The organism is Bacillus sp. WC2503, from assembly GCF_052682895.1.
In genome coordinates, this window is the sequence record NZ_JBQYMD010000002.1 from 102,800 (window position 1) to 126,970 (window position 24,171).

The window sequence follows — 24,171 nt, forward strand, 5'->3', positions numbered from 1 at the left end:
CTGGCCGTAGGAACTACGGGAATAGCCTAATGAACTAGAAACCAATAAGTTTTCAGTACCTAACAATCTCCCACTTCAAACATTGAACTAGAATGTTAAGTGGTGATTAGTCCGAAATATTTTCTGTATTAATAAAAATAATAAACTAAGTATAAAAAAAAGAAAACAACTTGGATAGGAACAAATTGTTTTCTTATGAAGGGTACAACAAAGAAAGAGTAGGGAAGGAATACACAAACATGCCAATCTAACGGAGTGGAGTAAAATAGGTAAAGACTGAAAAATCAGAAAATTTATAAAGCGAAGTTTCCTATTTAATCTCTTTCTTTGTAAGTATAAGTTTAACATCAATAACAAGATAAAACAACAAAAAAATACAAAATTCTGATAAATTCGACATCAAATTAACTGCTAAATAAATCTTTTACGTTAATATATGAAAAGTTTCTTATTAAAATGTACTGAATGGATTTTGTAACATTTGCGAAATCAGTGGATCCAGATCCAGGTGATGAAGATGATCCTGTGACGCAGAATGGCTATACGTATGCGGATAATAATCCGGCGATGATGACAGATCCGGATGGTCACTTTGCTCAATTTTTAATTCCAGTAGCTATACATGGCGCACGTTATGCAGCTAAGAAACGCGCAAAATATACTTATAGATATGCTAGAGGAAGAGCTTTTGAGAAAAAAGCTCTAAGAGAACTGGGATTAAAAAAGAACTCTAAACGTATAAATGGTACTATACCTGATAGTTTATCTAAAGGAAGAATTACAGAAATAAAAGATGTTCGAAGGGTATCAATGAGCAAACAGTTTAGAAGGTATGTAAAAACTGGGAAAAGGATTGATTTAGTTGTTTCGAAACATTCTAGAGTTTCTAAGCCACTTCAAGCAGCGATAAAGAAATCAGGTGGTAAAATAAAAGTTAGATATGGGAAAAATCGATACTATACTCATAAATAATTTTTTGAAAGTTGAAAAATATTGTTTAATAATGTAAACAATGAATCAAAATTAAATTATTATAGAAAGGAGCTTTATTTTGACTGTAACAATGAGTGTTTATACTAAAGAGAATATTGGTTCCAAGATATATGCAAATTATTTTTTTAATACGCTACAAAATAAAGGACTTACTGTCAAAAAAATTGCACTTTATGAGCCCATAAATAAAGAATTTACTATAGAAAAAGCAGTGGAAATGTGGAATTTGGCTGAACCTGGTTGTTATGATGAAGAATTAGATGCATTGATTGGTACTGCGGGGGGGCTTCTTGGTAAAGGGCAAGGGTTTTCTTTTATGGTAAATTGGTGGAATAATCCTAAGGAAGCTAGTATAAATTATTTAGATATTAGCTTTCAGGAAAAAACGTTTAATAAATATAAAGATGCTATAATAGTAATATTCAAAGAAATAACATTATTATTTAATGCCTTATACGGATATATAAGTGAAGAAAATGCTATAGATCGTCAACATGTAACCGGTACTTTAAAAGAAAGAATACCTGGGATATTTTGGTGCAATTACTTTGGTGATGTTTTTGCTGGTTATATTGGGAAAGAAAAATTAAATTCTTTTCATTGGTTTGAAAAATTGGAGATGGATAAAGGAATATTAACTTTTATAGGAGAGAGTCCTCAAGATGACTTTTTACAAATAGAAAAACAAATCAAAAATAATTTTGGTTTAGATTTGTTTAACGGTCAATCAAGAGAATATCCAAAATTATAAAGTAATTATTATTTTGTAGAAAGGGAATCTATACAAGGATTCCCTTTTTTATTTGAATGTTTTTATCCCTTGAAAAAGGTTGATCATGAAAAGATGGTGTTCGTCTAGCGACGAAATCACAAGGCCAAACGTTATTCTATCACTACAGTCTACGTGGTGACGTAGTGGCGATGACAGATGCAAACGGACAAGTAGTCGCAAATTATGAATATGATGCATGGGGTAATGTCTTAAAGAATGACGCGAAAGGTATTGCAGCAGAGAATCCATTTGGATATGCGGGATACCTGTATGATAAAGAAATTGGCATGTATTACTTAATTGCGCGATACTATAATCCAGATCCGGGTGATGAAGATGATCCTGTGACGCAGAATGGTTATACGTATGCGGATAATAATCCAGTGATGAATGTGGATTCAGATGGTCACTTGGCATGGATGGTATTCAATGCAGGATTCGCAGCATATGATGGTTATAATGCTTATAAAAAGAATGGCTGGAAAGCAGCAGCAATAGCTGTTGGCGTTGGTTTAGTCGGTGGAGCAGCTTTCAAAGGTGGAAAGATAGCTTATAAAGCTGCTAAGAATTGGTATACTAAGACACGCCATTGGAGTAAGGGAACATTTAAAAGCAGATCAAAATCTCTAGCATATCATCATAAAAAGCATGTAACTTGGAAAGAAAAATCTTATGGCCAAAAAAGATATACAGATATGGCTAGATCTTTTTATCGATCAAACAAACATTTGAGACAAGAAGTAGTTTTATCAAATGGAAAAAAAGGTGGTTATTATACTAAAAACGGTAAGATAATTACTTACTGGAATAATGGATGGAAAAAGAAAAAGCGCTAAGAATTTAATAAGTGAATGGATTGTGAATATTACAATGGCAAAAATTAATTTAGAATTATTGCAAGAGATAAAGAATGCTAAAATACAATTAGAAATTCCATATCCTTCAGATGATATTGAGCGCATCCAATTAGATTATAATATAGATTGCTTTGCTGAAGATTATTACAATTATTGTTCGATAATTGAAGGAAGTTTAAGTTATGTTTTATCTCAAAAAAAAATTCCTATTCATCAAGGGAGATTATTGTATAAAAATTTTTATCAAATGTATCCCCAATATATGTTCTTATTTAGAGAAAAGTCAAAGTATCAAGAATTGCATCAGCAATTAAATGTTTATGAATATACTCGGAATTTATTAATTAGAGCAGTTGAAACATATTAGTCTAGAGTTATAGTAAGTCGATATATATTAGTAATAATTAGATTTTTAATGGGTAAGTTAGGGGTTTGTTGCAAATTTGAAAAAAGCAAAAACGGGTTGGTAAATGAGGAATACTGTTTAGAAAGTAGCTAGTAATTATTGAAGTTCATTGTACGTTGAAAAGGCGGAGTCTCTTTGAAGACTTCGCCTTTGTTTATATATATCGTGAGTAATCTCGATGCCTTATAGCGTACGTGAAGCATAACAAAAATTTTGAAACTCTACATATATCTAGAGAAACAATCTTACTCGAACGTTACAAATATGATAAAACAGGGAACCGTACTGAGATTGCACGAGACCTTGGAAGCGGAAAAAAAGAAATTGTAAAATACGAATATGATTACGATGGTTTTGGTAACCGTAAAACGGTTAAAGAAACAGTAGCAGGAAAAATAGTAAAAAATGTGAGTCTAGCCTTTAACGCTGGGAACCAACTAGAAACGTACGGAAATGAAAAGTTGAAATACGATGCAAATGGTAACCGTACAGCAGATGGCAAGTATAGCTATACATGGAATGAAGCAGATCAATTAACGACCATTACGAAACAAGGTGAAACGGCACCATTTGCGAAATATAAATATGACGATGATGGTCGCCGTATTGAAAAAGAAGTAAATGGACAAATCACACGTTACTTCTACGATGGTGACAGCATTAATCCTTTATATGAAACAAATGGAGAGGGAAATGTCCTTCGTCAATATGTATACTCAATAGACGGTGTACGTCTCGCGATGAAAGCACAAGGACAAACGTTATTCTACCACTACAACCCACGTGGTGACGTCGTAGCGATGACAGACCAAAATGGACAAATTGTTGCAAACTATCAATATGATGCATGGGGTAATGTATTAAAGAGTGACGCAAAGGGTATTGCAGCAGACAATCCATTCGGATATGCGGGATACATGTATGATAAAGAGATTGGCATGTATTACTTGATTGCTCGTTACTATAAACCAGAGCATGGTGTATTCTTATCAGTAGATCCAGATCCGGGTGATGAAGATGATCCTGTTACACAAAATGGATATACGTATGCAGATAATAATCCTGTAATGAAGATTGATCCGGATGGGCATAAAGCATGGAAAAAGAAAGGAAAACGTATTTGGTATGCAACGAAGGCCGGTGCTAAAGCAGGTGCTAAGGCTGTTTATCAAAGTTATGCTAGTATTGGGAAGGCCTTATCCTTATCAGTGGGGTTCTCTATTGGATATTCTAAAGGGAAATTTCAATATAAAAAACAGAACAGGCCAGCTTATAATAAAGCCTACGTAAATAAAGCTGCTAGAAAGGCTGGACTTAAAGTAGGATTTAAAGTGTTTTGGGGCGTTGGGTTAATAGAAGATGCTTATACTTTTGGATCGGCGGCATATAAGGGATATAAAAAAGCGTATAAAAGTTATCGTTAAAATAATAAAAAATCTAAGTGAAGAAAGTGATAGGGTAAATATAAATGATAAATATTTATGTTATAGACAATTTGTTTCCACTAATATTAAAATATCCAATACGGATAATTTTAATATTAGCAGGGTTAGGTTTGATTCTTAAGTGTATAAAGCAAAGACTCTTTTTATCAGCAGTACTTATGGTATCCGCACTCGCTTTACTTATTATTGTTACTTTTACAAATATTTTAACATCAGTACTAATAGATATTCCTCTCACAGTACAGTATGTTAGTTTAGTAATCTTTACGATAATTTATTGTTTTATATTTGATTATGAGTTATCCCGTAATTAAATAACGTAGAACTAGAAGTGGAACACTATACTATTGTAAGGTTATAAAAATTATGTTGCTAAGTTTTGTAACATCCAACTAGATTAGAGATTTGTCACTAACTAGAATTCAACTATGGTGCTTATCCCATCCCTTTGAAAAGGGGGAATTAGAAAAAAAGCAAGCTTGCCTTTTAAGGAAGCTTGCTTTTTTCTAAGCTATATTCGTATTCTTTGACTCTTCTATAAAATGTATTACTCTTCATTCCTACTCTTTGCATTGCTTCTACTGCAGTAATTTTATGATTTTTCCATTCTTGATAAGTTTCTATAAAATTATCATCAATTTCAACTTTTTTGCGGCCAAATTTAACACCTTTTTGAAGTGCAATTGTAATTCCCTCTTTTTGTCGTTCACGAATCCTTTTTCTTTCATCTTCAGCCATATAACTTAATAAATGCAAAATTAAATCTGAAATAAGGGTTTCAATTCCATTTAAATCTTTATATTTCATGGTGTTAAGAAGGGGCATATCTAACACAACGATATCAATTTCTTTTTCCTCAATTAATTCTTGCCATTCGTCTAAAATCATTTGTTTATTTCTTCCCAAACGATCTAGTGATTGAATATATAAAATATCTCCATTTCTCAACATACGCTTCATAAGTTGATATTCAGGACGCTTAAAATCTTTTCCACTCGCTCTCTCTATAAAGATGTATTCTTCAGGAATATTTATTTCTGATGCAGTCACAAGTTGTCTTTCAATAGATTGATCTTTACTACTTACTCTAATGATTGCTCGTTACTATAATCCAGAGCATGGTGTATTCTTATCAGTGGATCCTGATCCAGGTGATGAGGATGATCCTGTGACACAGAATGGGTACACATATGCAGATAATAATCCAGTGATGATGACGGATCCAGATGGTAAATGGGCATGGTTAGTACCGGTTGCAATTGCAGGTGGAATGGTAGCAGCTAGGTATGGTGCGAAATATGCAATCCGCTATGGTGCGAAATATGGTAAACAGGCAGCAAAGTGGGTAGGTAATAAGGCGAAGACAGTTTATAATAATTATAAACACTCTAGGGCTGTGAACAAAGAATTAAAAAATATAGGGAAGCAAACTAATAAAGTACAGCATATTTTAGCTCCAAAGCACAATTGGAATAAAGTTACAAAAAAACCAGGTGATTTTAAATCTGTTTCTAAAGTTATGGGGAAGGTAATGAGGAAAGGAAAGGAAACACCATATAAAAAATCAAGTTATCAAAGAACTATGAAGGTGAAAGGACAACAAGTAACGGTTACGTATGCTAAAAAGAACGGGAAGATATATATATCAAATGGGTGGGTAAAATAATGAATAATTTGTTAAAAGATGCAATTTATCGAGGAGACATTGGAAATGCTATAGCACATGCAAATAAAATAAGTATTGAGGAATTAGAGGATTTATTAATAGAATGGTCTTTTAATGAACCCAATATTATTGTATACACTTTCTTGACTAGTTATTTAGAGAGTCGAAATGATGCTAGATTACATTCACTAGCATCAGATATTTTATGTCATCCACTATGTCATTTAGAGGGGGCATACCTAGCTGCTTTTTATCATGCAAAGAAGTGTATCGAATTGGAGCCTAATAATATGCAATATAGGGAGTTTTTATTGTTTTTTGCTAGTGTTCCAGATGATGTTTTTGAAGAAAAATCAGCTATGAATTGGGCAAAAGATATATTAAAAGATGACCCAAACAATGAGGTAGCTAAAAATTATATAGAAGAAAATTTATGACAAATGGATAGTAAGTTCGTTATTTGAATTGGAAAATGAATGTTTGCTATATGATGTAGAATAAATGAAAATAGAATAATAAACAGAGAAGTAATTGAAAGAGGGAAGAGCTGATGTGATGTAGACTCTTCTCTCTTTTTGTATACAATTAATTTTTGTTGATTATAAAATCATAAGAAGAAGCGTTATACTACAACCCACGTGGTGATGTCATTGCGATGACAGACCAAAATGGACAAGTTGTCGCAAACTATGAATACGATGCATGGGGGAACGTATTAAAGAGTGATGCAAAAGGTATCGCAGCAGACAATCCATTTGGATATGCGGGGTACATGTATGATAAAGAAATTGGCATGTATTACTTAATTGCTCGTTACTACAACCCAGAGCATGGTGTATTCTTATCAATAGATCCAGATCTGGGTGATGAAGATGATCCTGTGACGCAGAATGGATATACGTATGGAGATAATAATCCGGTGATGATGACAGATCCAGATGGTAAGTGGGCATGGCTTGTACCGGTAGCGATAGCAGGCGCTAGAATAGTTGGAAAATATGGTGTGAAATATGGAAAAAAAGCGGCTAAATGGACAGCGAATAAGGCAAAGGATGCATGGAAAAATCGCAAATACACCATTCAGGGGCCGAGCAAAAGAGATGGTAGGATATTTGCGATTGTAAATCGCAAAAAAAAGCAGACAAAATCCACCGATTCTAGATTGTTTGCATTGGATTATCATCAAATTAGAGAAAATAAAAAAAGGACAACCAGAAAGGTTTTACATTTGCATTGGAACTATAAAAAGAATAAACATCACATTATATATCCTAAAAGAAGTAAGGTGAAATGGAAATAAAATAATTATAACCTTGAGAGAAAAGAAGGTGCATTATGGATTTTACATTCGAAAAGGTTCAACATATCGAAGATGAAAATATATATCGTGTTAGTAATGTAACTGATATATATGAAACCGATTTATTTGATGATTATAATCGTAATGTTGATAACTTAAGTTTGCTTTTTCAAGAGAGGATTAATCAGTTTATTGTACATGTAGATAAATCTGAGGAAAAAAGTTTAAAAGAAGAAATAGATTCTAAAAAAATTTCCTACACAGTTTTTGATTTGGGAAGAAGGGACATTTTCTTTATTTTTAATTCTATACCAAGGACAGAAGTATTATATATAATCAAGTTGTTTTATGGTGTAAGTATAGAAAATACTTTGGCTATTATCAGTTTAGGAAATAGCGTTGACATTAAATTAGAGAAAATAAATCAAAGTAAATTTATGGAGCGTTTAATGGGAGAATGCTTTGTACCACAAATCAAATTGGTTCCATCATCGGCGTGTGCATTTATTCAATATGATGGTGCACTTTTAACAATTGCTAGTAATAATTTGGATATTTGTGCAACATAAAAATAATAAAATGGAATTATATCTTAGGTGTTTTTGCCCATCCTTTTGAAAAGGAGAAAATTAGAAAAAAGCAAGCTTTCCTTTTAAGGAAGCTTGCTTTTTTCTAAGCTAAATTCGTATTCTTTTACTCTTCTATAAAATGTATTACTCTTCATTCCTACTCTTTGCATTGCTTCTACTGCAGTAATTTTATGATTTTTCCATTCTCGATAAGTTTCTTTAAAATTATCATCTATTTCAACTTTTTTGCGGCCAAATTTAACTCCTTTTTGAAGAGCAATTGTAATCCCTTCTTTTTGTCGTTCACGGATCCTTTTTCTTTCATCTTCAGCCATATAACTTAATAACTGTAAAATTAAATCTGAAATAAGGGTTTCAATTCCATTTAAATCTTTATATTTCATGGTGTTAAGAAGGGGCATATCTAACACAACGATATCAATTTCTTTTTCCTTAATTAATTCTTGGCATTCGTCTAAAATCATTTGTTTATTTCTTCCCAAACGATCTAGTGATTGAATATATAAAACATCTCCATTTCTCAACATACGCTTCATAAGTTGATATTCAGGACGTTTAAAATCTTTTCCACTTGCTCTTTCTATAAAGATGTATTCTTCAGGAATACTTATCTCTGCTGCGGTTGCAAATTATCCCTTAATAGATTGATCTTTACTACTTACTCTAATATAAAAGAATTTTCTTATTAAGGTAGGTTACGTTAAAAATAGTAAATTTGTGAGGAAACAAATTCTAAAAGATAGAATGCTAGTAAGAAATAAAAATATACCTGTTAAGGGAGAGCGCATTGGCACTTTTATAAAAGTGCTCGAACTGGAAAAGTAGGTGCTTCTAAAAAAGTGTTAAAGATGTTAAAAAGAAATGGAATAAGCTACACAATTCATGGTTAAAAGGAAATAGAGGAGGCTAGAAAATGTATGTATCAGGAGTAGGTATCTTTGAAGATGATTTATCTGAAGATATAAAGTTTGATTTTCAAAATTTAATAAGTGATGGATATAGTTTAGAGAAAGCTACTAGTATATTGATAAGCAAATATGTTCCATCATTAAGAAAATATGAAGAAAATGTTTTTTGGATTGCCTTAGCGGCAATCCAATGGGAAATGGGAAGACTGGAACCTCTGGTTAAAGAAAAAGCAATTAATATTATTGATAATAAATCAGATTTAAAACGTTGGTGGAGAGAGCCTGAATTAAAAGAGAAGAGAGAGAAGGTTTTAAAGAATTTAAAAGAAAAATTATTATCCCCCAACTCCAAAATCTAAAAAGACAAAAAAGAAAATGATTCTGAAAATTGATCTAGCTCAGCTCCAAAAACTTTGCAACAGAACCCTTATGACTATGTATATATAATAGTTAACTTCCCTCTATATAGATATGCAATTTTACATATCCATATAGAGGAAGAAATAAGCGAAAAGTATTGAAAAATTATACTGAAATAATTTTTCTGGAATGAAAATTCACCTAGTTAAATTAAATTAAGTACCTTTTTATTAGTACTATTAAATTATAATTATTTTAATTATAGTAGTGAAGTTGCATAGCAATTTTAGAAGTATAGTATTTTAATTTCTACACATATCAAATAATTAAGATAAAAAAACAAAAAAGGACAAAATTATACAAAAATCAACAAAATTTTACTATATACGCAATGGAAATTTGATGTTTTAATAAGGGCACAAGATGTTAGTTACATTTTAAGACATATAAAATCAAGATTATCTTCGTATATGCCTTTTATGTAATGACTTAGGAAATAAGTTTATAGTAGAGCATTATGTACAAATGTTTACAATCTATATTCCTAAAAAATCATCTTTAAAATAATCTATATAGATTAATAGTTACAATGTTAGGTTTCAGATTAATTAAAATTTAGTCCAACTATTTTATCAAAAGGCACCAATAAATGGGAGGGATCACCATGAAAAAAGCGTTAGTCGCAGGGTTATTAGTTACAGCAGTATCTACAAGTTGCTTCTCACCTGTAAATACTTATGCAGAAAGTAATACAACTTATTTACAACCAAGTAGTATACTTGGACCCGCTATGGATAGGTTATCAAATTCGATTACGAACTTAGGATCACAGACGCCATTAATTCAAGGATATGGGCTAATCATATTACAGCAACCAGATCTTGATGTAAGTACTATATATGGAATAACAACTGATCAAGCCACTATAAGAAACCATGTTCGAGACTGCCTGGATGTAAATAACCACAAATTATCCGTTGTAAATCAAGAGATACAGAGTTTCGGAATAAGATTTACAAATTACTACAATAAATTAGTTGAACTATCTGGAAAGATGAATGAAGATCCGGAAGCAAGAGCATTATTTGTACGTATTTTTAACTTACTTCAAGGTGACGTTCAAAAAATTCAGTATAATATGAAAATAACTTCAGAAGACTTAAACGATTCTAAAAACGAATTGGTTGAAGATAGTAATAAATTTTCTAGTAAAGTTAGCAAAGCGTTTGAATCTTATAAGGGTTCCGACGGTGACATTGAAAAATTAAGAACGGAAATGGGACAACTTAATGCAGGTATTCAAGAAGATTTTGAAAAACTTCTAGCTCTACCAAAAGAAAATCTAGACGGTTCTTTAAATATTACAAAGTCGGTTATTAATATTTTGAAAGACGGAGTTAAGGATAAAACTGTAGACGTGTCTAATTTGGAAGCGGTTTATAACCAATATGGACAACTCACAAATGATAAAGTAACAGAACTGAATAAAGCTATTGCTCAAAAGCAACAGAAACTAATTCAATTGGTACAAAATTTATCGAATATTGAAGTGCAAGCAACTCAAATGACACTTATTGAGCAGCAATTAAATAACTTTACAAGAACAGTTAAAAAGCAAACTCAGAGTTTTGACAATCTAGTAAGTAGTTGGGACACCTTTAATATCATAATGATTGAAACGGGGACAAGTCTTAATACTGATGCAAAAATAGATTCAAATTCATTACAAGCACGATTAAAAGAGCTTAAACAGTTTACGGATGAATTGAAAAAACAAACAACGGAATATCAAGAGAGTGTTACAAAAATAAAAGTAACAGGATGAGATTTGTAGAATCCAGAACAATAATTCTTAATAATATAATGTAAGGAGAGAAAAATGTGATGAAAAAACCTTATAAAGTAATGGCTTTATCTACATTAATAGCAACAATCGTAGCGGGTGGCATTATGCCATCATATGCTTCGGCAGCGGAACCAGCACCTATTTATGCAAATCAAGACCTTAAATACCCTAGTTATTACCTTGGACCAACAGGGCTTGATAATGCGATGAAGGATACTAAATCCAATATGTTGGTAATGGACCTGTATGCCTTAACTATTCTTAAACAAGCAGATATTAATTTGGATGGTTTACCTTCAGTTGGCGATAATTTAAAAACATCCATTAAAGCCAACCAAAATCTTACTAGAGAAAATGCAACATACTGGTTAAATAATTTGAAATCAGGGATAGTTACGACAAATCAAAATATTATCAGTTATGATACAAAATTCCAAAATTATTCTCGTTATTTATTACAATATAAAAATGATCCAGTCAAACTAACAGCTTTGCTTACAAAGTTGAATGGTGAAATTTCACAGAATAAAGATCAAGTGACCAAATTAGTGGAGGATTTAAAAAGCTTTCGCGGCAAATTAGAAAAAGATACACAAAATTTAAAAGGGAATTCTGAAGATATCGTAAATATTTTAACTGGTCAAGAAGCTGGAATTCCACTGTTTCAGAAACAAATCGAAACAAATAAAGCATTAATCGATGAGAATAACAAAATTTATATTGCATCGTCGGTTGCAACTGCTGCTGGTGCATATTTAGTTCTTTCACCTTTTGCGCCCATTGGTGCACCTATATTAGGAGGCGGGATATACGGAGTAGTTTCATCGCAGCAGCAGATAATCAAGGCACAAGAAGAAATTATAACGCTAACACAAAATATTTCAATGGCGCAACTACAGTCAGCTAGGTTAACGATAGTGCAAAGTGATATTAAAAATTTAACAGATACAATTGATAAAGCTATTGTTTCTCTTGAAAATATAAAGACTGCGTGGGATGGAATGGGAACAAAATATGACTCATTGATTAAGAGTGCTAAAGCTGTTGACCCAGAATTCCTTGCTATGGATATAACAGCAGATCTGGATACAGCGAAGGATCATTGGGCGGATATTAGAAAGTATGCTGAAAAAATTCAAAGTAGTGAGATTTCATTCGTAGAAGATAAAAAATAATATTACTTCAAGAAATTGCCGAAGTAATGAAAATATAATATACTGAGTTTCCTTTTTGAAGAATATATAATGTGAGTCTCCTGTTCAAGTATGAGCAGGAGACTTCCTATATAGTTATGAAACTTAATAAAAATTATAGAATAAGAAAGTACGAGAATCTCTATTTTAATATGTTGTTTTATTTGCAATCATCGTAATTCATTTGAAGTAAAGAATCGAAGCTTATGAATTTAATAAAACATGTGATGTATGTGAAAGAGTAGGTGAAAAAGATGAATAAGAATTTATATAAGAAAATTATTTTGTCAACAATCATTACGGGAATGGCAGCGAGTAATGTAATTCCACTTCATACTTTGGCAGCAGAACAAACTGTGTCCCAACAGCAAGAAAGTTTGAAGAACTATTCCCTTGGTCCTGGTGAATTTAAAGAAGTAATGGGAAAAATGGTGGCAAATATCCTTACAATGGATTCATATGCCAATACAATCAGCAATCAACAGCTGACAGATTTAAGTAAAATAAGTTCTATAAATGGTGATTTACAAGCAAACATGATTAAGCATCAACAGGATGCAATAGGGAATGCCGACTTTTGGTTCATGTATTTTAAAACTCGTATTATGTACACGCATCAGAATATTGTAAGTTATAATGATACGTTTCAAGCAAGTTATAAGCTTTTACTAACTGCTATAGAGCAAAAAGATACAGAGAAATTAAAATATGAACTAGAAAATTTGTACAATAGTATTTTGTACAATAGTCAAAAATTAGATGTACTGTTAGAAAAATTGAAAAATTTTCAAGGTGAAATAGCAAAAAATACAAGAAATTTCAAAGAAGATTTCAATCAATTGGAGAATATTCTAGAAAGTACGAACGCTGGTATTCCGCTTCTACAACAAAGAATTGAGAATTATAATAATACAATTAAAGAAAACTATGATAAACGTGGTGGCTATATAGCTTTATCTGTATTTATGCCTCCGATTGGTATACCATTGATTGTTACTACTGACAAGAATATCGCATCTGCACAACAAGAAATAGAACAATTAAAGTCCAGAATTTCTGGAGCAGAGGCAGAAGTAGTTATTTTGACTGATGCCAAAAATAAAACGGAACATATGGCTGCAACAGTTGGTACAGCTGTTACTGCTCTTGAGGATATAAAGACTCAGTGGGGGACAGTGGGGAAAAAATATAAATCATTAATTGACAGTGTTAACGATATTAATCTAGACCTGTTTGATGAGATTATAAGAGCAGATCTGGATACAGCGAAGGATAATTGGCAAGACCTTAAAAATTATACGGATAAATTATATGAAGGTGCTAAGATTGTACAAGGAGAATAGATTATAAAAGTAGACCCACCAGAAGAACGAATTATACAAATGGCACCGGATTGCTACTGAATACGTGTAAAATAACAAAATATACGTTATATAGAAAAGATAGTTTAGTTGTTTCAGGTTCGTGGAATGTAGGAGACATTATTAATAATGAATCATGTAGCAAAAGAAAAGGGATACAAAAAGGGCTTAGAAGAGATCCAAGATAAAAAATTGAGAGATTAGCATATAGTATATAGAAATTGCTTAACAAAACCGGCTGAAAACAGTGGATTTCTTTTTAAGTACCTCAATAACTTGAAGTAGGCCTTTAAGTTGTTGTGCATGTATTTGTATTGGTTTGTTGTTTAAAACCTGATACATACGAATCTGAGGATCTGTTTTTTTAGGGTGACTGGATAAAATATTGAATTTAATATAAAAACGGTATTAATTTACAAAAATGACAGAATAAAAATATTATTTCAGATGAATATGAAATAATAGAGGAATGATAGAAATATAAATTGTTTAACCTAAATATCTAATAAAAGAAAATATTAAATAACTAGCTATATAAAAGATGGTATTACTATTTTAAGAAGACGGTTTTAAAAGAACCGCCTTCTTTTTGTTTCTCTATAAAAAGATACAGACTAATTAATGCCATTTCTATGTTTTATAATTGTAATAGACTTATTTTAAACAGCTTTTTTAGTAGTAGCTATGTTAAAGGTATTACTTCTCATGCTATAAAATTGTAGGCCTAATGAAATAATCATAGAAATTATCGCGAAGTAGATTAGAGCCATAGTCCCCATTCCAAGAGAAATTACTACTCCACCTAATGTGGCACCTACTGAACTTCCTAGATAGTTAATTGAACTATTGAGGGCCACAGCTGCACTTCCATGTTTAGGTTGATAGGATAATAAAATATGTTGCTGTGGTGCTCCTGATGCCCATCCCATTGCTCCCCATATGAAAAATGGTAAGTACTTTATAATTGTTAGATTAATCATTATCGGAATACATACAATTGAGACAGTTAAAATAATTAAAATAAGAGCCATTAAAGTTTTTGGTTTTTTGAAGTAATCAATTAAATATCCAATTGTTATACTTCCAAATAATCCACCCAATCCCCAAGCCCATAAATAAATTGTTAAATCACTTGAGTTATCAAGATCTTGTAATAATGGCGATAGATAGGTATATAAACCTAAACTTGAAATACTTGCAAAGAATGTTATTAAAACAGTGATAGTAACTCTTCTATCTAAAAACATTGCAAGTCTTTCTTTCATAGCAGGTGGTGCCGTGACTGGAACATGCGGTAGAAACTTAAGAATACTAATAGCAGCAATTAAACTAAGTAGTACCACAAACCACATTGCTGATTGCCAATCAAACTTGTCTGCGATATAAAGACCTATAGGAACACCTAATACAGTTCCCATACTCATGCCACCGATTGTTAAGCCAAGTGCGCGTCCTTTCTTTTCTACAGGTACTAACATAGTTGAGCCTGCGACAGCTAAAGGAGAAAATAATCCAGCACCAACACCAGCAATTGCCCTTGATATTAAGAATACCGAAAAGTTTGGAGATACTGCAGTTAATGCATTTGCAAGACCAAATATAACTATTGAAGTCAATAGAACTTTTTTGATAGGTTTACCTGCTAAGAGAGAAGCAAACAGTGGAGCGGATATTGCATAGCATAATGTAAATATACTTACCGCTTGCCCAACTTGGGATGCACTTTTTTGATAGGTATCACTAATTCCAGGAACCAGTCCAGCAATAATATAAGCATCGAATCCCAAGGCAAACATACCAATAGCTAAAAAAATAACTTTTTTCATAGTTTTGCCACCTTTACATTGTCAAGATTAAAATAAATTATCAATCTTATACACTCTAGTTGCTAGTTTTATACAGATAGAGAATGATTATTAAATCAATATATAACTCTATAAGGATTTCGTTTTCAATTATAATAATTGAGCTATATATAATTATTGAATAATGTCATAGTAATTAAAAATCTGCAGATTAAATTAAGGTAAAATAACATTTGATAATCATTACTCGTCTAGCTTAAGTAGGTTAATATTAGTATACTTAATGAATGGAATTAAATAAAATGAATAATATTAATGCAAGGGATGAAAAAAACTCATGAGTATTATTAAGTATGAAATTTTTGAATCAGTTATTACAACGGGGAGTTTTACAAAGGCTGCTGAAAAATTAAACATGACGCAATCTGCAGTAAGCCATGCAATTTCTAGCTTAGAAAAGGAATTAGGAACGTCTTTATTCCTAAGAACTGGTCGAACAATTACTTTAACTCTTCATGGCACTAAAGCTTATGAGTATATTGGTCAGATATTAAATATAAACCGTAAATTAATAGAGACTAATTTTAATGATGAATTATTGCCTAAAACACTAAAGATTGGGGCCTTTACAAGTGTAAAAAAACATATATTACCTCCAATTATGAAAGAATTTAATAAATTGTATCCGTTTATTGAAATTATAATATTTGAGGGGACTTATGATGAAATTCAAGAATGGGTTATTAATAAAGTAATTGACCTGGGATTTACAATTAACGGGGAATTCGGATGTGAATCCGTTCCATTTTGGGAAGATGAGTTAGTTATAGCAACACCAAATGACTTAAAGGTAATTCCTGAAGATTGCTCTTTAAAGGATTTCTTTGATCAAAATAATATCATTATGCCAGCAGCGCCGTACAGAAATCAAGTTGAGAAATTTTTTAATCAGCACAGTATAGAGCCTAAGGTTCATTCATATATAAGTGACTGCAATACAATAGTGAAAATGATTGATTTAGGAATAGGTATTTCTATAGGACCAAAGCTTTTCTTAAAATCATTTGATAATATAAAGATATACAAATTACCAGATAGACATTATAGAAATATATACATATCTTATAAACATTCTACAGAATTAACACAAGCAGAAGGCTATTATGTTCAGGAATTTATAAAAATAGCAAGGAACTTATTTTAAGTTCCTTGCTATTTTTTATCCTAGTCGTCCAAATCCGCTTTTTTCGTTAAGCAAGACCCTTTTCTCCGAACTGTTATATTTAACTGTGTAAAAGCTCGATTTCTTAGAATCAATTTCATTAAGTAATTTCTGTAAGCGAACTGCATCTTTTAGGTTTGGAAAACCAAAAGAAGGTTCTTTTTCTAGCATAACAAAATCAGTAACATCTTTGACTACATTTATAATTCGTTCTATTTTTCTATCCCCATCATATTCATGTTCAAGGGAATTAAAGTATAACAGTTCTTCAGATTGTGTACTAGTTTCTGTCCAAATTTTTACTGAATCTTCATACCAGTTTGGCGTGTCATAAGATAGTTGAGCAAAAATTAATTGATTATTAGCATCTTGAAAAACAAAATCTAATTCTCTTCTTCTAAATAAGTTTACAAAACTACTGTATCCTGTCACTACAGCACCATTTATTTCACCCATCACAGAAACGCTATCTGAAATTTCATCTCCAGAGATTGAATAATCAGATTTTACCCCTTGAATATGTCTTAATTTTAATGGTGAATTACCGTTGATCCATTGAACAAGATCTAAAGAGTGTATAATTTCGCTGATAACTCCTGTTGTAGGTCGGTAGTCATTAATTCTATTTTTTTCCCATAAGAAGTTGGCACGTACTAATTTTAAATTATTTTCATTTACATATGCTTTTAATAATCGAGCGGCTTGTGAATATCTTGCAACCATATTTAAACAAAAGCCCGATGTGTATTTTAATAGTTTCTCTGCATTTTCTAATTTGAAATTTGGATCAACAAAAGGCTTTTCACATATTACAAATCCGTTGAAATTTTGAATTGAAAATAATACTTCTCCATGATTTTCGTCATTAACGGATATTACTAAAATATCTGGTTTAAATAATTCTAAAGCAGATTCGATAGTCGGATAATACACTAAATTAATATCTTTTTGAGATCTTGAAGTGTAAGCAATATCAATATCATTATTGTATAGATGTGAGATGTTATGGAAAGCTTCTAAAAACATTTGCCCTGAAAAACCCATTCCAATAATTAAGACTTTCATTTTGGTATGCTCCTATTCTATTGTTTTAAATAATAACTGTTCTCCAGTTTGGAGATAACCTCTTTTTCTATTAAACTCTTCAGCCATCTTACTAGATTGAACAACAATTTTTTGAACATCATTTTCTTTAAACCAATTATGAAAAGCATCCATCATGGCTTCTGCAATTCCTAGACCGCGTCTATCTTTGCTTACTACAAGAGATTGTCCCCAACCAACTCGTCCGTTAAGTGCACCTACCATAGGAGCGCGTAAATCAATTATTCCAATAACACATGAACATATTTTTTCATCTTTATCATATTGAGCGACCTGAATCAGTACATTCTCATTTGAAATATTCTCTTTAATCCAATGGCGATAAGCATTTTGCCAGGCCAAATTATCTTCTTCACTTTTTGCTGCATAATGTGTGTCACCACTAGATAATAAAATCTTTCTTAATTCCACTAATTCTTCAGTGTCTTGAATGATAGCTTTACGAATCACTAATTTTTCTTGCATAATCAAATTTCCTCCTAGAGTTCATTGTTTGATGGATCTGTATTTTTAGGGGTTATAATAACCAGACTAAAGACATTTTTATCTATGAATCAAAATATAATGATAAATCATTTTTATGATCATAAACTTAATTTGAGAATGTATAGTTGATCTTTAACTATTAACTTTAATAACCTAAAAATACCTTTTTTGTAAAATTAGTTTTCACGAGCCAAATATTATCATGACTTAAATATTATATCAATATTAATTTTCTAACTCTTTAGAAATAAATTTTAAAAATAAAAAATTTATTTTCTTGTTAGATAAATGGCTGTAAACACTCTATTTATCAGCTTTTCACTATTTCTAATCGTATTAAAACTTAAAATTTAATATAAATATATATATATAGGAAGAGTAAAAATATAATTTACCGAAAAAATTTTATTTTTAAAATTTTCGTTTGTTTTTTTTGTGCATTATGCCTATAATGAGAGAGCACCACAACTTTATTAACATTTTTTTACATTACCCCTTTAAATTGATAGTTAGAGAACTTATAATTGGAGGCACAATATGTATACAGAAATATTAAATGAAAAGCTAGTAGAACTGAAAAAAAGTGGGCAATACCGTGAGTTTGTTACATTAAATCGAATTCGTGGACAATATCCTTTAGCTAAATTAAATGGATCAGAAGATAGTCAACCTGTAGTAGTTTGGTGCAGTAATGATTACTTAGGGATGTCACAACATCCAGTTGTTGTTGAGGCTATGCATAATGCAATTGATTTATATGGTGCGGGATCAGGTGGTTCTAGAAATATTGGTGGTACACATTATCAATATGAGGCATTGGAGTCATCATTAGCTGAATGGCATGGTAAAGAATCTGCGCTTGTATTCCCGACAGGATATGGATCAAATGATGCAACACTTCAGTGTTTACTACGTTTATTTGAAGATTGTATTGTTTTTTCCGATGAGCTTAATCATGCATCTATAATTAATGGGATACGTAGTACGAAGGTAGAGCGTACAATTTTTAAGCATAATAATACAGAACATTTAGAGCAATTACTTGCATCACAACCATATAATCGACCAAAAGTAATTGTTTTTGAGTCAGTTTATTCTATGGATGGTGACATTGCACCAATTGAAGAAATTGTTAAACTTGCTAAGAAATATAACGCTTTAACATTCCTTGATGAAGTTCATGCAATTGGTATGTATGGACCTAGAGGGGCAGGAATAGCTGCTGATCTAGGTATTGCAGATTCGGTTGATATTATTCAAGGGACTATGGCTAAGGGAATTGGTGTTATCGGAGGTTATATTACAGGTTCGGGACCAATGATTGATGCAATCCGATCTTTTGCCTCGGGTTTTATATTTACGACTTCACTACCACCAGCTATAGTAGCGGCATGTTATACAAGTGTTGAGCACTTAAAGGTTTCTAAAGTAGAAAGAGATGGTTTACATAAAAAAACAGAAATGTTAAGGAATTCTTTTGAAAGAGCGGGAATTCCAATTATGAATTCAAGCGAGACACATATATTACCAGTTTTAGTTGGTGATGCAACAAAGTGTAAAGCGGCTGCACGTCAGTTACTTGAGAAACATAATGTATATTTACAACCAATTAATTCACCAACTGTACCAATTGGGACCGAGAGATTTAGGGTAAACATTACTCCAAATCACACTGAAGAACAAATTATACAATTAACAAATGCACTAACCGAAGTATTTATTGCATTCGATATACCTTTCTTGAAAGAAGAACAAGTCATAGTATGATACTATTATTTTAAATTCTTTATATATGGTTATATTAATTATTTATTTAAATAATATTTTACTATATTAAAATTACATATGGTTTATTACTTAAAATACCCCATATAAATATGGGGTATTTTAAGTGAGGGGGAGTTAGTTATGGAAAGTTGTTCTATGTTCGATATTGTAAAAACTAATAATTTATCACCTGAAATTATGGGAACCGAAATGGGTAAGTTAGCTAGAGAATTATTTATTTTAAGACCTGAAGAAGTGAATATTTCAATTTATGGAAGCTTTAAAAACGTCACGAATAAACATGAATTACAAATAGGCTTTTTGAAAGGAATATTTAGTTCCTCTGAAAAGGATATGTTAGAAAAAGTTCCATTTATTATTGATAATTGTACTGTAATTAAATTTGTAGAAGGTTATGCAAAAACAAGTTATCCTTATACTGCAAAAATTTCTTTGTTAAATGGAACAGAAAGTATAGAAGTTGTTACATATAAAAATGATGTGGGAAAAATACTTATTTCAGAAATTAATGGTTTTAATGTTAAAATATCAGAAAACAGTCCAAATCTTTTAGTACGAAATAAAAACAGTTGTAAATTTCTCGCTTTTATAACATCCTTATTCAATGATTATGAAATTAATATTATAAAAATTCATTGTTCATCTCAAAAGATAGATAATATTATGGTCATTGAATTAGACAGATTACCATCGGCTAAAATAATTGAAAGGATTCATAGTAATCCTTATGTCTATACGGCTATTGTGATAAATTGAATTAATTCATAATAAGTTTCGCATTATTCGTTATAGAAGTATAAAATGAGACTCAAATATTATAATGAATAATATATAGAATTTAAAACCGATTATAAATGTATGGGAAAGAATAAAAATTCAGCAATAAAAAATTGCTGAATTTTTATTCTTTACTGTTTATTCTTTCCTATTCTTCCTAAACTATCTTTAATAGTTGTTTCCCCAAGTTGTGTATATAGCAAAGCTGTATCTTGACTGGTATGCCCAAGTTGTTGCATCACTTGTAATGAGTCCTTTTCTTCCATATATAATTTATTTGCCAGTGTATGTCTTAATTTATGGGGAGACATTCTTTTTCCATAGGCCTTCGTATATTTTTCTACTATATCTTGGATAGCTCTAACCGAAAGAGGCTGTGCAGTATGTTTATACTTCGATAAAAACACATTTTTTAATTCTTTCCCTGGAGCGTATTTGTTATCTCTAATTTCCATATACTTTTCAATATCATTCAACGCAATGGGGGTAATCCATACTGAATCTTCTTTATTTCCTTTTCGGATCACATCAATTAGTCTTTCTTTTAAGTTTATATCTTCCATACGAAGATCGGCCAATTCACTTACACGAATACCACTACCAAGAAAAAGGGAAAGGATAGCTACATCACGATCTTTATCTCTTAGGAAATAGAACAACTGATGTTTTGTTAAAGATTTTTCGTGTTCATACTTAACATAATTCAAAAATTCTTGATCGTCATCATTATGAAATATCTTAGATCTCATACGTTTTGCACGAGCGTTTAATGTTTCTTTATCTTTATGTATTTCTATTTTAGCCATTACATTTCTATAAAAATAACATTCTCCATCTTCATTCTCAGATAGGGAGGTAAGATACTTAAATGATGATTTTAAGGCTGAAATTTTTCTGTTAACACAAAATGATATGGTGACCCCTATATAGCTTCTATTTAAAATAATTTACCACTGAAAATAAAAGAAAAGGTACCCCTGCTGCAAGGTACCTTTTCTAAGGGGTATAACTCATTAGCTAAGCGGTATAACTCATTAGCTAAGCGGTATAACTCATTAGCTAAGCGGTCGTTGGTCAAGTATACCGCCTAGACTATTACATGAGTTATGTTTTTATTATACATTAATCATATCAAAAATATTATCATTAGTGAAATTAACTTTCATTATTTTTAAATTTTAAAGCTGCCACCATAATAATAATTTTCTCCAATTTTCATAACAGCTACATATGATCCTGGCTTATAAACTGATGTTATAGACGTTAAAAATCTACCATTAATCTTTGCTCAAAATACTTGGATCTCTTCTATGTATAAAATCAACGTTTACAGCCGACTTTTGAGCAGTCTTTATTCCAAATCTACATTTAACTGTTCTTCTCCTCATAAAACTTTTCTATCTAACCGCTAAATTATTCCATAAATATACAAATTACCTCTTTACTATCCATAATGTTCCATGTTAATATTAACCATGTAAGAGGTATAAACAATTACTGGAATAAATTCTAAATAAATTGTTTTCTGAATCCGCTTTCTACGATTAGGTATTTAATAAAAATGAAATCTTCTATTTATATATTTAATCTCTTAATATATGAGATTAAATATATAAATAGAAGATGAAGTGGGTAGTTAGTGAGCTATTATTCAATTATCTTATGGAGGTGGACAACTTTGTCCTGCTTGGCAGGATAAAGTTTATGAAAGGAGGTGATAACTATGCAATGGAAAAATCAAATGGAAAATCTTAATGCAGCTACACATAATCCGGTAGGTAGCGTATTATCTGAATTGACGGATACTGAGATGGATACAGTAGCTGGTGGTGCTCAAGCGCTAGGCTTTACAGATGGAAATTGTCTTGCTACCATTACGGCTGATTGTACTCCGTGGATAGGTATCTGTAGCTAAATAGCTGCAATCAGTAGTGCAATCTTAAGGAATACAGTTTTTATTCTAGAGCTAGTTGATTCACAGTAGTAACAAGGAGGTGATAACTATGCAATGGAAAAATCAAATGGAAAATCTTAATGCAGCTACACATAATCCGGTAGGTAGCGTACTATCTGAATTGACAGATACTGAGATGGATACAGTAGCTGGTGGTGCTCAAGCGTTAGGCTTTACAGATGGAAATTGTCTTGCTACCATTACGGCTGATTGTACAGATTGGTTACCAATCTGTGGCTAAATAGCTGCAATCAGATGTTAGTGCAATCTTAGGGAATACAGTTTTTATTCTAGAGCTAGTTGATTCACAGTAGTAACAAGGAGGTGATAACTATGCAATGGAAAAATCAAATGGAAAATCTTAATGCAGCTACACATAATCCGGTAGGTAGCGTACTATCTGAATTGACAGATACTGAGATGGATACAGTAGCTGGTGGTGTTCAAGCGCTAGGCTTTACAGATGGAAATTGTCTTGCTACCATTACGGCTGATTGTACTCCGTGGATAGGTATCTGTAGCTAAATAGCTGCAATCAGTAGTGCAATCTTAAGGAATACAGTTTTTATTCTAGAGCTAGTTGATTCACAGTAGTAACAAGGAGGTGATAACTATGCAATGGAAAAATCAAATGGAAAATCTTAATGCAGCTACACATAATCCGGTAGGTAGCGTACTATCTGAATTGACAGATACTGAGATGGATACAGTAGCTGGTGGTGTTCAAGCGCTAGGCTTTACGGATGGAAATTGTCTTTATTCCATTACGGCTGATTGTACTCCTTGGCTATTGGGATGTGGAAAATTCTAGAGCTAGTTGATTCACAGTAGTAACAAGCAGGAGATAACTATGCAATGGAAAATCTTAATGCAACTACATATAATCCGGTAGGTAGCGTGCTATCTGAATTACCAGCTACTGAGATGGATACAGTAGCTGGTGGTGCTCAAGCGCTAGGCTTTACGGATGGAAATTGTCTTGCTACCATTACAGCTGATTATACTCCGTGGATAGGTATCTGTAGCTAAATAGCTGCAATCAGATGTTAGTACAATCTTAAGGAATATAGTATTTTATTCTAGAGCTAGTTGATTCACAGTAGTAACGGAGTGGTAATCCGTTTAGGTTTGACATGGATTCTATCGGAGGGCATTCTGCTGATATTATCGAAGCATTGTAAATGGTGCTTGCTGAATATATAGCTTGGAATGCTCTCTGTTCCATGTAGGTGTGTCAATTATCTACTTTTAAATTGGGATACAGCCAAGATACATGTGATTTTGAGTTATAACCTTAATTGTATTTCCAAATTGAATAAAAATCAAGATTTTCTCTAT

At 31.7% G+C, this 24,171-nt stretch carries 25 protein-coding genes and 5 pseudogenes; 22 read left to right on the forward strand and 8 right to left on the reverse strand.

Going from position 1 to position 24,171, the window contains the following annotated elements; translation table 11 throughout:
• Window positions 1–465: 465 nt before the first annotated feature.
• The 4 genes and pseudogenes from ACUN26_RS27770 (at window position 466) to ACUN26_RS27785 (ending at window position 2,989) form a co-directional block, all read left to right on the forward strand.
• Complete coding sequence (locus ACUN26_RS27770) at window positions 466–972, forward strand: putative toxin (RefSeq protein WP_000348316.1); 507 nt, start codon at window positions 466–468, stop codon at window positions 970–972.
• A 79-nt stretch (window positions 973–1,051) separates the two neighbouring features.
• Window positions 1,052–1,744, forward strand: a complete 693-nt coding sequence (locus ACUN26_RS27775; protein ID WP_000219086.1) for a hypothetical protein — start codon at window positions 1,052–1,054, stop codon at window positions 1,742–1,744.
• Between the two features lie 92 nt (window positions 1,745–1,836).
• Window positions 1,837–2,601, forward strand: a pseudogene (locus ACUN26_RS27780) (RHS repeat-associated core domain-containing protein); the annotation flags it as partial.
• Between the two features lie 34 nt (window positions 2,602–2,635).
• The gene (locus ACUN26_RS27785) at window positions 2,636–2,989 is read left to right on the forward strand and encodes a YxiJ family protein (RefSeq protein ID WP_002040409.1); all 354 of its coding nucleotides are present in this window, start codon (window positions 2,636–2,638) and stop codon (window positions 2,987–2,989) included.
• Between the two features lie 135 nt (window positions 2,990–3,124).
• Here ACUN26_RS27785 and ACUN26_RS27790 read toward each other — a convergent pair.
• A pseudogene (locus ACUN26_RS27790) lies at window positions 3,125–3,247 on the reverse strand (IS6 family transposase); the annotation flags it as partial.
• Between ACUN26_RS27790 and ACUN26_RS27795 the strand changes: the two are divergent.
• Both ACUN26_RS27795 and ACUN26_RS27800 read left to right on the forward strand, forming a co-directional pair.
• Entirely contained in the window at window positions 3,223–4,452 is a 1,230-nt protein-coding gene (locus ACUN26_RS27795; RefSeq protein ID WP_000682225.1) for an RHS repeat domain-containing protein, read from the forward strand. The pseudogene ACUN26_RS27790 and the gene ACUN26_RS27795 sit on opposite strands and share 25 nt — an antisense overlap.
• 44 nt (window positions 4,453–4,496) lie before the next feature.
• Window positions 4,497–4,787 (forward strand): hypothetical protein, encoded by a 291-nt coding sequence (locus ACUN26_RS27800; protein ID WP_002093857.1) that lies wholly within the window; start codon window positions 4,497–4,499, stop codon window positions 4,785–4,787.
• Between the two features lie 172 nt (window positions 4,788–4,959).
• Here the strand turns inward: ACUN26_RS27800 and ACUN26_RS27805 are convergent, their stop codons facing one another.
• Window positions 4,960–5,523 carry a recombinase family protein gene (locus ACUN26_RS27805; protein WP_000127207.1) on the reverse strand — a complete coding sequence of 188 codons (564 nt, stop codon included), beginning with the start codon at window positions 5,521–5,523 and terminating at the stop codon, window positions 4,960–4,962.
• A gap of 40 nt (window positions 5,524–5,563) precedes the next feature.
• On the opposite strand from ACUN26_RS27805, the gene ACUN26_RS27810 reads away from it, so the two are divergent.
• The 4 genes and pseudogenes from ACUN26_RS27810 (at window position 5,564) to ACUN26_RS27825 (ending at window position 8,008) form a co-directional block, all read left to right on the forward strand.
• The gene (locus ACUN26_RS27810) at window positions 5,564–6,139 is read left to right on the forward strand and encodes a polymorphic toxin type 35 domain-containing protein (protein WP_000561926.1); all 576 of its coding nucleotides are present in this window, start codon (window positions 5,564–5,566) and stop codon (window positions 6,137–6,139) included.
• Window positions 6,139–6,576 (forward strand): hypothetical protein, encoded by a 438-nt coding sequence (locus ACUN26_RS27815; RefSeq protein WP_001061275.1) that lies wholly within the window; start codon window positions 6,139–6,141, stop codon window positions 6,574–6,576. The genes ACUN26_RS27810 and ACUN26_RS27815 overlap by 1 nt, the downstream gene beginning before the upstream one ends.
• 188 nt (window positions 6,577–6,764) lie before the next feature.
• Window positions 6,765–7,439 (forward strand): annotated as a pseudogene (locus ACUN26_RS27820) (RHS repeat domain-containing protein); the annotation flags it as partial.
• Between the two features lie 35 nt (window positions 7,440–7,474).
• Window positions 7,475–8,008 (forward strand): hypothetical protein, encoded by a 534-nt coding sequence (locus tag ACUN26_RS27825; protein WP_000347974.1) that lies wholly within the window; start codon window positions 7,475–7,477, stop codon window positions 8,006–8,008.
• 83 nt (window positions 8,009–8,091) lie between these two features.
• Here ACUN26_RS27825 and ACUN26_RS27830 read toward each other — a convergent pair whose 3' ends face one another.
• Entirely contained in the window at window positions 8,092–8,640 is a 549-nt protein-coding gene (locus ACUN26_RS27830) for a recombinase family protein (RefSeq protein ID WP_033659284.1), read from the reverse strand.
• Between the two features lie 302 nt (window positions 8,641–8,942).
• On the opposite strand from ACUN26_RS27830, the gene ACUN26_RS27835 reads away from it, so the two are divergent.
• The 4 genes from ACUN26_RS27835 (at window position 8,943) to nheC (ending at window position 13,679) form a co-directional block, all read left to right on the forward strand.
• On the forward strand, window positions 8,943–9,296 hold the full coding sequence (locus ACUN26_RS27835; protein ID WP_000289512.1) for a hypothetical protein: 354 nt from the start codon (window positions 8,943–8,945) through the stop codon (window positions 9,294–9,296).
• A gap of 665 nt (window positions 9,297–9,961) precedes the next feature.
• Window positions 9,962–11,122: a non-hemolytic enterotoxin subunit A gene (gene nheA / locus ACUN26_RS27840; protein ID WP_000709940.1), complete on the forward strand. Its 1,161-nt coding sequence runs from the start codon at window positions 9,962–9,964 to the stop codon at window positions 11,120–11,122.
• Window positions 11,123–11,181: 59 nt separating this feature from the next.
• On the forward strand, window positions 11,182–12,318 hold the full coding sequence (gene nheB / locus ACUN26_RS27845) for a non-hemolytic enterotoxin subunit B (protein WP_000743454.1): 1,137 nt from the start codon (window positions 11,182–11,184) through the stop codon (window positions 12,316–12,318).
• Window positions 12,319–12,590: 272 nt separating this feature from the next.
• Complete coding sequence (nheC, locus tag ACUN26_RS27850; RefSeq protein WP_001039026.1) at window positions 12,591–13,679, forward strand: non-hemolytic enterotoxin subunit C; 1,089 nt, start codon at window positions 12,591–12,593, stop codon at window positions 13,677–13,679.
• Between the two features lie 677 nt (window positions 13,680–14,356).
• Here nheC and ACUN26_RS27855 read toward each other — a convergent pair.
• The gene (locus ACUN26_RS27855; RefSeq protein ID WP_000755607.1) at window positions 14,357–15,523 is read right to left on the reverse strand and encodes an MFS transporter; all 1,167 of its coding nucleotides are present in this window, start codon (window positions 15,521–15,523) and stop codon (window positions 14,357–14,359) included.
• Between the two features lie 316 nt (window positions 15,524–15,839).
• Here ACUN26_RS27855 and ACUN26_RS27860 point away from each other — a divergent pair, with 316 nt between their 5' ends.
• The gene (locus tag ACUN26_RS27860) at window positions 15,840–16,706 is read left to right on the forward strand and encodes a LysR family transcriptional regulator (RefSeq protein WP_000022496.1); all 867 of its coding nucleotides are present in this window, start codon (window positions 15,840–15,842) and stop codon (window positions 16,704–16,706) included.
• A 15-nt stretch (window positions 16,707–16,721) separates the two neighbouring features.
• Here the strand turns inward: ACUN26_RS27860 and ACUN26_RS27865 are convergent, their stop codons facing one another.
• Window positions 16,722–17,789 carry a Gfo/Idh/MocA family protein gene (locus tag ACUN26_RS27865; protein WP_000866042.1) on the reverse strand — a complete coding sequence of 356 codons (1,068 nt, stop codon included), beginning with the start codon at window positions 17,787–17,789 and terminating at the stop codon, window positions 16,722–16,724.
• 12 nt (window positions 17,790–17,801) lie between these two features.
• On the reverse strand, window positions 17,802–18,293 hold the full coding sequence (locus ACUN26_RS27870) for a GNAT family N-acetyltransferase (protein ID WP_001156581.1): 492 nt from the start codon (window positions 18,291–18,293) through the stop codon (window positions 17,802–17,804).
• Window positions 18,294–18,851: 558 nt separating this feature from the next.
• Here ACUN26_RS27870 and hemA point away from each other — a divergent pair.
• Window positions 18,852–20,081: a 5-aminolevulinate synthase gene (hemA, locus tag ACUN26_RS27875; RefSeq protein WP_000287835.1), complete on the forward strand. Its 1,230-nt coding sequence runs from the start codon at window positions 18,852–18,854 to the stop codon at window positions 20,079–20,081.
• A 141-nt stretch (window positions 20,082–20,222) separates the two neighbouring features.
• The gene (locus ACUN26_RS27880; RefSeq protein WP_000443215.1) at window positions 20,223–20,858 is read left to right on the forward strand and encodes a hypothetical protein; all 636 of its coding nucleotides are present in this window, start codon (window positions 20,223–20,225) and stop codon (window positions 20,856–20,858) included.
• A 152-nt stretch (window positions 20,859–21,010) separates the two neighbouring features.
• Here ACUN26_RS27880 and xerS read toward each other — a convergent pair.
• Window positions 21,011–21,781: pseudogene (gene xerS / locus ACUN26_RS27885) on the reverse strand (tyrosine recombinase XerS); the annotation flags it as partial.
• Between the two features lie 269 nt (window positions 21,782–22,050).
• A pseudogene (locus tag ACUN26_RS27890) lies at window positions 22,051–22,155 on the reverse strand (DUF5065 family protein); the annotation flags it as partial.
• 447 nt (window positions 22,156–22,602) lie between these two features.
• On the opposite strand from ACUN26_RS27890, the gene ACUN26_RS27895 reads away from it, so the two are divergent.
• The 5 genes from ACUN26_RS27895 to ACUN26_RS27915 all read left to right on the forward strand — a co-directional run bounded on the left by ACUN26_RS27895 (window position 22,603) and on the right by ACUN26_RS27915 (window position 23,862).
• A complete protein-coding gene (locus ACUN26_RS27895) occupies window positions 22,603–22,794 on the forward strand; it encodes a plantaricin C family lantibiotic (RefSeq protein ID WP_001198626.1) in 192 nt (63 codons plus the stop codon).
• A gap of 88 nt (window positions 22,795–22,882) precedes the next feature.
• Window positions 22,883–23,074, forward strand: coding sequence for a plantaricin C family lantibiotic (locus ACUN26_RS27900; RefSeq protein ID WP_001198625.1), 192 nt, complete (start codon window positions 22,883–22,885; stop codon window positions 23,072–23,074).
• 92 nt (window positions 23,075–23,166) lie between these two features.
• Window positions 23,167–23,358 (forward strand): plantaricin C family lantibiotic, encoded by a 192-nt coding sequence (locus tag ACUN26_RS27905; protein WP_445540906.1) that lies wholly within the window; start codon window positions 23,167–23,169, stop codon window positions 23,356–23,358.
• Window positions 23,359–23,446: 88 nt separating this feature from the next.
• Complete coding sequence (locus tag ACUN26_RS27910; RefSeq protein ID WP_001198627.1) at window positions 23,447–23,644, forward strand: hypothetical protein; 198 nt, start codon at window positions 23,447–23,449, stop codon at window positions 23,642–23,644.
• Window positions 23,645–23,688: 44 nt separating this feature from the next.
• Window positions 23,689–23,862 (forward strand): hypothetical protein, encoded by a 174-nt coding sequence (locus tag ACUN26_RS27915; RefSeq protein ID WP_000429376.1) that lies wholly within the window; start codon window positions 23,689–23,691, stop codon window positions 23,860–23,862.
• Window positions 23,863–24,171 lie beyond the last annotated feature (309 nt).

Excerpts from the sequence above, each read along its gene's own strand:
- ACUN26_RS27770 (WP_000348316.1), top strand. The coding sequence starts at position 466 with ATGGATTTTGTAACATTTGCGAAATCAGTGGATCCAGATCCAGGTGAT.
- ACUN26_RS27785 (WP_002040409.1), top strand. The coding sequence starts at position 2,636 with ATGGCAAAAATTAATTTAGAATTATTGCAAGAGATAAAGAATGCTAAA.
- ACUN26_RS27800 (WP_002093857.1), top strand. The coding sequence starts at position 4,497 with ATGATAAATATTTATGTTATAGACAATTTGTTTCCACTAATATTAAAA.
- ACUN26_RS27810 (WP_000561926.1), top strand. The coding sequence starts at position 5,564 with ATGATTGCTCGTTACTATAATCCAGAGCATGGTGTATTCTTATCAGTG.
- ACUN26_RS27815 (WP_001061275.1), top strand. The coding sequence starts at position 6,139 with ATGAATAATTTGTTAAAAGATGCAATTTATCGAGGAGACATTGGAAAT.
- ACUN26_RS27825 (WP_000347974.1), top strand. The coding sequence starts at position 7,475 with ATGGATTTTACATTCGAAAAGGTTCAACATATCGAAGATGAAAATATA.
- ACUN26_RS27835 (WP_000289512.1), top strand. The coding sequence starts at position 8,943 with ATGTATGTATCAGGAGTAGGTATCTTTGAAGATGATTTATCTGAAGAT.
- nheA (WP_000709940.1), top strand. The coding sequence starts at position 9,962 with ATGAAAAAAGCGTTAGTCGCAGGGTTATTAGTTACAGCAGTATCTACA.
- nheB (WP_000743454.1), top strand. The coding sequence starts at position 11,182 with ATGAAAAAACCTTATAAAGTAATGGCTTTATCTACATTAATAGCAACA.
- nheC (WP_001039026.1), top strand. The coding sequence starts at position 12,591 with ATGAATAAGAATTTATATAAGAAAATTATTTTGTCAACAATCATTACG.
- ACUN26_RS27855 (WP_000755607.1), bottom strand. The coding sequence starts at position 15,523 with ATGAAAAAAGTTATTTTTTTAGCTATTGGTATGTTTGCCTTGGGATTC.
- ACUN26_RS27860 (WP_000022496.1), top strand. The coding sequence starts at position 15,840 with ATGAGTATTATTAAGTATGAAATTTTTGAATCAGTTATTACAACGGGG.
- ACUN26_RS27865 (WP_000866042.1), bottom strand. The coding sequence starts at position 17,789 with ATGAAAGTCTTAATTATTGGAATGGGTTTTTCAGGGCAAATGTTTTTA.
- ACUN26_RS27870 (WP_001156581.1), bottom strand. The coding sequence starts at position 18,293 with ATGCAAGAAAAATTAGTGATTCGTAAAGCTATCATTCAAGACACTGAA.
- hemA (WP_000287835.1), top strand. The coding sequence starts at position 18,852 with ATGTATACAGAAATATTAAATGAAAAGCTAGTAGAACTGAAAAAAAGT.
- ACUN26_RS27880 (WP_000443215.1), top strand. The coding sequence starts at position 20,223 with ATGGAAAGTTGTTCTATGTTCGATATTGTAAAAACTAATAATTTATCA.
- ACUN26_RS27895 (WP_001198626.1), top strand. The coding sequence starts at position 22,603 with ATGCAATGGAAAAATCAAATGGAAAATCTTAATGCAGCTACACATAAT.
- ACUN26_RS27900 (WP_001198625.1), top strand. The coding sequence starts at position 22,883 with ATGCAATGGAAAAATCAAATGGAAAATCTTAATGCAGCTACACATAAT.
- ACUN26_RS27905 (WP_445540906.1), top strand. The coding sequence starts at position 23,167 with ATGCAATGGAAAAATCAAATGGAAAATCTTAATGCAGCTACACATAAT.
- ACUN26_RS27910 (WP_001198627.1), top strand. The coding sequence starts at position 23,447 with ATGCAATGGAAAAATCAAATGGAAAATCTTAATGCAGCTACACATAAT.
- ACUN26_RS27915 (WP_000429376.1), top strand. The coding sequence starts at position 23,689 with ATGGAAAATCTTAATGCAACTACATATAATCCGGTAGGTAGCGTGCTA.